The following is a 7,134-nucleotide window of genomic DNA, read 5'->3' as shown; positions in this document are numbered from 1 at the left end:
CCAGCGTCCACGGCCGCACCCAGCGTGCCCAGGCCGCGTCAATCCGGCCTTCGAGCAGTGCTGCGACCGCGAATGAAAACGAGATCGAAAAGCCGACATAGCCGAGATAGAGCATCGGCGGATGCACCGCGAGGCCGATGTCCTGCAGCACCGGGTTGAGGTCGCGGCCCTCGATCGGCGGGCTGGCGATGCGCAGGAACGGGTTCGAGGTGAGCAGGATGAACAGATAGAACGCGCTGGCGATCCAGCCCTGTACCGCCAGCACATAGGCACGCAGCGACAGCGGCAGGTTGTTGCCGAAGGCTGCGACCAGGCCGCCGAACAGCGCCAGGATCGACACCCACAGCAGCATGGAGCCCTCATGATTGCCCCATACGCCGGTGATCTTGTAGAGCAGCGGTTTGGTCGAATGCGAATTCTCGTAGACGTTGACGACGGAGAAGTCGGACGTGATGTACAACGCGGCCAGTGCCGCAAACGACGCCGCGACGAACAGAAACTGCGCCAGCGCGGTGGTGCGTGCGACATTCATCAGAGCGGGATCGCGCCAGCGCGCGCCGAGGATCGGCACGGTGGACTGGATCAGCGCCAGCGCCAGCGCCAGCACCAGTGCGTAATGTCCTGATTCCGCGATCACTGCGAAACTCCCTGCTTCGCCTGCGACGCCCCTTGCGTGGCGGCAGCGGGTTTGGCGCTGTAGTCCGGCTTTTTCGCGCCGTAATCGTCTTTCCAGTGTCCCTGCTTCTTCAGCGCGTCCGCGACTTCCTTCGGCATGTAGGTCTCGTCGTGCTTGGCCAGCACGGTATCGGCCTTGAACACGCCTGCGGCATCGAGGGCGCCTTCGGCGACCACACCCTGCCCTTCGCGGAACAGATCGGGCAGAATGCCCTTGAAGGAAACCGGCAGCGTGGCGCTGCCGTCGGCAACCTCGAATGTGACCGCAAGATTGTCGCCGCGAACCAGCGATCCCGGCTGCACCAGGCCGCCGAGCCGGAAACGCTTGCCGGCGGCGACCGGCTTTTCCGCCAGCATCGTGGGCGTCGAGAAGAACACGATCGAGTCGCGCATCGCGTTCAGCACCAGAGCCGCCGCGATGGCGAGCACCGCGAGCGAGCCGCCGATCATTGTCAAACGCCGCTGCTTGCGCGTCATGGCTCGCCTCTAATCCTGCGCATGTTGCTCCGAAAACCGCTTCGCACTTTTCGGCATCATGCTATCCGTCGAGCCCGAGATTCTTCAGGCCCTCATTCAGTTGCCGCAGCCGCGCGGCGTCATTGGCGACCGCCTGACGGGCGTCGCCCAGCGCGGACCTCGCCTTGTCGCGATCGCCCATCACCATATAGGCCTGCACCAGCCGCAGCCAACCTTCGACATCGTCGCCATTCTGCTTCAATCGGGTGGCGAGCCGCTCGACCATGCCACGGATCATTTCGCTGCGGTCGGCCTCATTCATGTCCTTTGCCGCCGCCATCGCCTCGTTGGACAACGCCGGAGCCGGCGATCCGGGCGGCGGGACCGGCGCGCCGCCGACCCGTCCCAGGGCGGCCTGCACCAGCGGCCGCCACGGCGCATCCGGCGGCGCCTTGGCCAGCATGGTGCGCCAGATCGAGGCGGCCTCGCTGCCGCGACCGTCCTGCTCGGCGGCCAGCCCGAGGAAATAGCTCGCCTTGACCTCGTCGGCGTTCAGCGCGATGGCGCGCTCGAATTCAGCCTTCGCCTCCGCGGTGACCACGCCGCTCGCCGCAGCAACCAGCGCTTCGCCGAGGTCGGACCGGCGCTCGGGACTGTCGCCATTGTAGGTGATCGAATTGCGATAGGCGCGGACCGCTTCATCGAAGCGGCCGAGCCGCGCCAGGACGGGCGCCAGCACGTTCCAGCCCCGGCCATCGGTCGGATTCTTCTCCAGATGCGCCTCGACCTGCGCAACCATATTCTCAAAAGGCTGCGCCGTATCGGGCGCGCGGGCGCGCTGGGCCAGCGGAAAATCGCCGAGCCTGGGCGATCCCAGCGGGAGGTAAATCGCGACCGCCACGATCGGGAGGCCAACCAGGGCCAGGATGGCCGCGGATCGGCGCAATCTGGTGCTGGATGCGACCGGAAGGCCGTCCTGGCTGTCCCTTGCCGCCAGCAGCCGGCGGCTGATCTCGACGCGCGCGGCTTCAGCTTCGGAGGGACCGATCAGTCCGCCGGCGACGTCGCGGTCGACCTCGCTGAGCTGGTCCTTGTAGACGGCAGCCTCGCTGCCTTCGCTTTGCGGCCGGCCAGCCCGGCTTAACGGCCACAGCACGGCGAAGATCGCCGCGACCGTCATCAGCGCGAACACAAACCACAGCGTCATCAGCCAAGTTCCGGTGGAACGGCGCCACAGACTAAGGCGCCGATGCGCCGCTTTACACCACGGGCGGTGACCCCGGCAATTGACAATTGTCAATCTACCGGCGCTGCGGGGAAACCCCGAAAACCCGCAGAAAACCGCGGTTAGCCGACATAAAACCCGACGCTTTGCGCGACCGGGGCACCGTGCCCGTTCAGCGCTTTCAGATAATAGTCGCCCGGCGGGACCGTGGCCGGCAGCCTGATCCTGAGCGAGCCCGCCGGAGCCGCTGACGTGATCGTCGTGACCGGATCGGACAATGGCTGGCCGCTGGCCTTGTCGACCAGGACGACCTTGGCGCCGATCATGAGGCTTCGATATGTTGCGGAAACGACGCGGTTTTCGATTTCAACGTAATTAATGACTGAGTTCATATTTCAAAATTCAATGACGTGATGAAACGGGCGCCATCAATGTGTATGTCCCGCGCCGGATTCCGTCAATCAAAATTACAACCTGGAATTTTACCAGATGTTTAACTAGCGCGCGACGACTTGCGTTCGACGGTCTGCGCGTTTTCGGCCGCCCTGCTCATCAGCGATGCATAGTCCTGGCCGAACAATACCTCGCAGAAGCGGATCGCCGCCTTGACCTGCATCTGCCGGAAGCCACGCGTCCTGGCGTCGCCGCCGCGCAGCGATTGCACCAGCGACTCCGTGGACTTCTCGACATATTGCTGCAGGTCGGAATAGGTCCGCAGCGTGACCTCGTTGATCGCGAGTTCGCTGGCATAGGTGCGGCACACCGCGACGAAATCGATCAAGGCTGCGGTTTCGTCCACATCAGCGGCATCGATGCTGGCGCCGGCGGGAATATCCTTGTCGGCGCGTTGCCGCAGCAGGCGCCGGACCCGGCCGGGTACGCTGTCGATTTCCGATTGCAGGGCGTTGGAAATATCGGCCCGGATCGACGTCAGCAGCTTGCCCCAGGTGGAATCGTTGCGCAGATCGAGCTCGGTCCGCAAGCCGCGCAGGCCGTCGTGCAGGATCTTGATCTGATCCGCAACGGTGTCGAAATGACCGCGCTTGATATCGGTCCGCAGGTTGGCGGCGAGCAACGACATATCCTGCAGCGCGATGGTGACGGCAACGCCGTAAGGTGTCGCGGCAACGCGGATCTCATCATCGGACGCGGCCATCTTGATGGCGAGGCGGATGATCTGCCACGGCGCGGGCAATCGCTGCATCACCAGCGACAGCGCGAACGGCAGCAATTGCGGGGTTTGCAGCGAGGGAACGTTGAGGCTCGCCCCGATCGAGGCGATCTGCGAATCCGCGAATACACGCAGCAGACTGGGGAGCCGGCCGTTGAGCGTATCGATGGCTTCGCGAGCCTGCAGCACCGAGCCGATCGGCAGCACATCCTCGATCACCTTGGGCGGACCGATCCGGGTCAGCGCGCGTTGATGGTCGCCGCCGGGCACCGGCTTGGCGATCTTGAAGATCGCATCGGCCGCGGCGTGCTGAAACTTGCGGACGGCCACCTCGAGATCGGACGTCGTTCCGGATTCCCGCACCCGGGCCAGCGCTGCTTCGAATTCCTGCGCCTGCTCCGGCGCCCCCTCCCGGTTCAGCCATTGCCAGACCGGCAGCAGCGACGTGCGGCGGATCTGACCCGGCCGCACCGGAGCGTTGCCTTCGACCAGAAATGGCTCGAGCGGGCGGAACAGCAGGCGGGCCGGATCGTCGATGCGAGGCCGCGCCTCCTCGTCGGTTCCGCGCACGATCTTGCGCAGCTGTTCGAGCACGAAGGTGGCAACCGTGGTGTCTTCGCCCTTTTCGATGGCGCGCTCGAACTCCCGCATCAGCAGCGCCTGCGCCTGCGGCGGAAGCTGCGCGAGATAGTCCCTCAGCCGCTCGATCGATGTCTGGCTCATGCGCCCGGTATGGATGCGTGCTTCGCTCGGACGGCATTAAGCGTCCACCGGTCATCATAAATGCCCCGACGTTAAGAAGCCGTTTAGGAAGATGAACTGGCAGGCATTCCCTAGGGGTTCCGGCGGCCGTCCAACCCCGGGCTTCCGGCGCCGGGGCGAGCTTACACCCCCGGCAGCACCAGCTCGGCCCGCAGTCCCCCGATCGGCGCATTGCCGAGGGTAAGGCTGCCGCCGTAGAGGGCCGCAAGGTCGACCACGATCGACAGCCCCAGCCCCGAACCCGGCTTGGATTCGTCCAGCCGCTGGCCCCGGCGCGAGACCTGTGCCCGCTCGGGCGCCGACAGGCCGCGCCCGTCGTCGTCGACGATAATGCGAAGCATCGGACCGGCGCCCGGCTGCGCCGCCGGTTCCACCAGCACCTCGATGGAGACCTGCGCCGCCGCCCATTTGCAGGCGTTGTCGACCAGGTTTCCGGCCATCTCCTCGAGGTCCTGCCGTTCGCCGCGAAACTTGGCCTGGGCGTCGGCCTTGACGCCGATGGCGATGTCGCGATCCCGGTGGATTTTCTCCATGGTCCGGCGCAGGGCCTCGATCGCGGGCGCAACCTCGGTGACGGTGCCGATCACGGTGAGCCGCGCGGCGATGCGGGCGCGCTCCAGATGGTGCGCGACCTGGTCGCGCATGATGTCGGCCTGCTCCAGCACCTTGGCCGCGAACGGATCCGAGCCTCGCGCGGAGGCTTCGTTGACGATGACCGACAGCGGCGTCTTGATGGCATGGGCGAGATTGCCGACATGGGTGCGGGCGCGCTCGACAATTTCCCGGTTGGCGTCGATCAGCGCGTTGGTCTCCCGCGCCAGCGGCGCTATCTCGACGGGGAATTCACCCTCGAGCCGTTCGGCGCGGCCGGAGCGGATATCGGCGATCGATTCGGAAATGCGCTTCAGCGGCGCGAGACCGAAGCGGACCTGGAAGATCGTGGTCAGCACCAGCACGATCGACAATGCCACGAAGGTACTGCCGAGGTAGTAGTCGAAGCTGCGGATCTCGTCGAAAATCTCCGAGGCGTCGCCGGCCACGCTGACCAGGAACAAGCCGTCGACGCCGAGGTCTACCGGCCGTTCCACCATCCGCAACAACTGGCCCTCGGGGCCATCGACATAGCCGAGGCGGACGCCGGCCGCGGTCAGGCCGGCGCCCTGATTTTCCAGCTTCGGCAGCTTCTTGTCCCATAGCGAGCGCGACGCGCGCGTCTCGGGCTTGTCGCCGTCGGCGCGAATGATCTGCCAGTACCAGCCGGACAGAGGCAATTCGAACAGCGGCTCGCCGAGCGACTGGAACTGATCGGGCGTGTTATCCGGCGTCGCCACTTCCGCGATGACGGTGCGGAGATAGAGATTGAGACGGCGATCGAACGCACGCTCGGTCGCGTTGCGGTAGACCGACGACAGCACGATGCCGGTGAGGAGCAGGATCACCACCACCCAGGCGGTCGCCGACAGGAACAGCCGGGTGGCGAGCGAACTGCCGCGCATCAGGGTGTCATCCCGAAACACAGGTCGAAACCGGAGTGTTGGGGATTCGACCCGATCGATGGATGCAGGTTCTGGAACAGGATCATGCCCGGACCAGAGCGCAAGCCGGCGGCCCGATCAACACCTTTGATCAGGCGCCTGGCGTGGGCGGCGTCAGGAGATAGCCGAGCCCCCGCACGGTCTGGATGATGTCGACGTCCAGCTTCTTGCGGATGCGGCCGACGAACACTTCGATGGTGTTGGAGTCGCGATCGAAATCCTGATCGTACAGATGCTCGACCAGTTCGGTACGCGACACCACACGCCCGGTATGGTGCATCAGATAGGCCAGCAGGCGGTATTCATGCGAGGTCATCTTGATCGGGTTGCCCGACACGCTGACCCGGCCGGTCCTGGTATCAAGCGACACCGGTCCGCAGGTCAACTCGGACTGGGCGTGACCGGTGGAGCGGCGCAGCAACGCGCGAATCCGGGCCAGCACTTCCTCGAGATGAAACGGTTTGGCGACATAGTCGTCGGCGCCGGCGTCAAAACCCTGCACCTTGTCGCTCCAGCGGTCACGCGCGGTGAGGATCAGCACCGGCATCGCGCGGCCGTTGCGGCGCCACGCCTCCAGCACCGAGATGCCGTCCATCTTGGGCAGGCCGATGTCGAGCACCACGGCGTCATAGGGTTCGCTGTCGCCGAGGAAATGTCCCTCCTCGCCATCGAAAGCGCGGTCGACCACATAGCCGGCATCGCTCAGCGCCGTCGTCAGTTGACGGTTGAGATCCGGGTCGTCTTCAACGACGAGCAGGCGCAAGCTGGTCTTCCCTCAATAGTCCGGCAAAATCGCCGCCATCCAGAAGAGGTGTTGTGGCGTGAATGCTGGATGAACAGCAATCGATTCGGATTATTACTTTTTTGTCACATGGCGTCGAATCGACAGGCGCCAAACAGGAACGGGCGCGGACCCCTGGGATGCGCGCCCGGCTGTTCGCCAGTCCGAGTTTCGTCAGCCCTCAGGTGCGGAAGAACACGAACCACACCCCGCCGAGGATCAGCACCGCAAGGCTGGTCGAGACCGTGAGCAGGGCAAGCACCGACGGCCCCGGCTCGGCCCCGCGGGCTTCCCTCGCGGTTTCCACGATCTGGTCGTGATCTCTCCTTGCCATGGGTGCACTCCTGGGGTGTCGCGAAAAACAGCACGTCGTTGCGGTGTCACATCTCGAAAGCAACGCCTGATGCCGGATCATGTTCCGGGATTCCGGGCCTTGCTGCCAGATCGCCGCACCACGTGTCAGGCAAACGGCGCGCCCCTGCCCCATGCAACCATCCCGCTCCGCGAGGGTTAACGCCATTAGGAGATT

The 7,134-nt window shown here is 65.0% G+C and carries 8 protein-coding genes; all 8 read right to left on the bottom strand.

Annotated elements, in window-relative coordinates:
* The coding region (gene ccsA / locus Q8N40_RS25475; RefSeq protein WP_305713771.1) for a cytochrome c biogenesis protein CcsA at positions 1 to 637 on the bottom strand (637 nt) is incomplete at its 3' end.
* Positions 634 to 1,152: a cytochrome c maturation protein CcmE gene (ccmE, locus tag Q8N40_RS25470; protein WP_305321565.1), complete on the bottom strand. Its 519-nt coding sequence runs from the start codon at positions 1,150 to 1,152 to the stop codon at positions 634 to 636. The genes ccmE and ccsA, both read right to left, overlap by 4 nt.
* Before the next feature lie 61 nt (positions 1,153 to 1,213).
* Positions 1,214 to 2,338 carry a c-type cytochrome biogenesis protein CcmI gene (ccmI, locus tag Q8N40_RS25465; protein ID WP_305713770.1) on the bottom strand — a complete coding sequence of 375 codons (1,125 nt, stop codon included), beginning with the start codon at positions 2,336 to 2,338 and terminating at the stop codon, positions 1,214 to 1,216.
* A 140-nt stretch (positions 2,339 to 2,478) separates the two neighbouring features.
* The gene (locus tag Q8N40_RS25460; RefSeq protein WP_305321563.1) at positions 2,479 to 2,748 is read right to left on the bottom strand and encodes a hypothetical protein; all 270 of its coding nucleotides are present in this window, start codon (positions 2,746 to 2,748) and stop codon (positions 2,479 to 2,481) included.
* 101 nt (positions 2,749 to 2,849) lie between these two features.
* Positions 2,850 to 4,250, bottom strand: coding sequence for a hypothetical protein (locus tag Q8N40_RS25455; protein ID WP_305713769.1), 1,401 nt, complete (start codon positions 4,248 to 4,250; stop codon positions 2,850 to 2,852).
* A gap of 161 nt (positions 4,251 to 4,411) precedes the next feature.
* Positions 4,412 to 5,785, bottom strand: a complete 1,374-nt coding sequence (locus Q8N40_RS25450; protein ID WP_305321561.1) for a sensor histidine kinase — start codon at positions 5,783 to 5,785, stop codon at positions 4,412 to 4,414.
* A 130-nt stretch (positions 5,786 to 5,915) separates the two neighbouring features.
* Positions 5,916 to 6,587: a response regulator transcription factor gene (locus Q8N40_RS25445; protein ID WP_305321560.1), complete on the bottom strand. Its 672-nt coding sequence runs from the start codon at positions 6,585 to 6,587 to the stop codon at positions 5,916 to 5,918.
* A gap of 199 nt (positions 6,588 to 6,786) precedes the next feature.
* Positions 6,787 to 6,939, bottom strand: a complete 153-nt coding sequence (locus tag Q8N40_RS25440; protein ID WP_305321559.1) for a hypothetical protein — start codon at positions 6,937 to 6,939, stop codon at positions 6,787 to 6,789.
* Positions 6,940 to 7,134: the final 195 nt, after the last annotated feature.

The sequence above is a fragment of the Bradyrhizobium sp. genome, assembly GCF_030693485.1.
Classification (GTDB): Bacteria; Pseudomonadota; Alphaproteobacteria; order Rhizobiales; family Xanthobacteraceae; genus Bradyrhizobium.
Note: the sequence above shows the minus strand (reverse complement) of the source record. Positions and strands in the feature narration are given on the sequence as shown.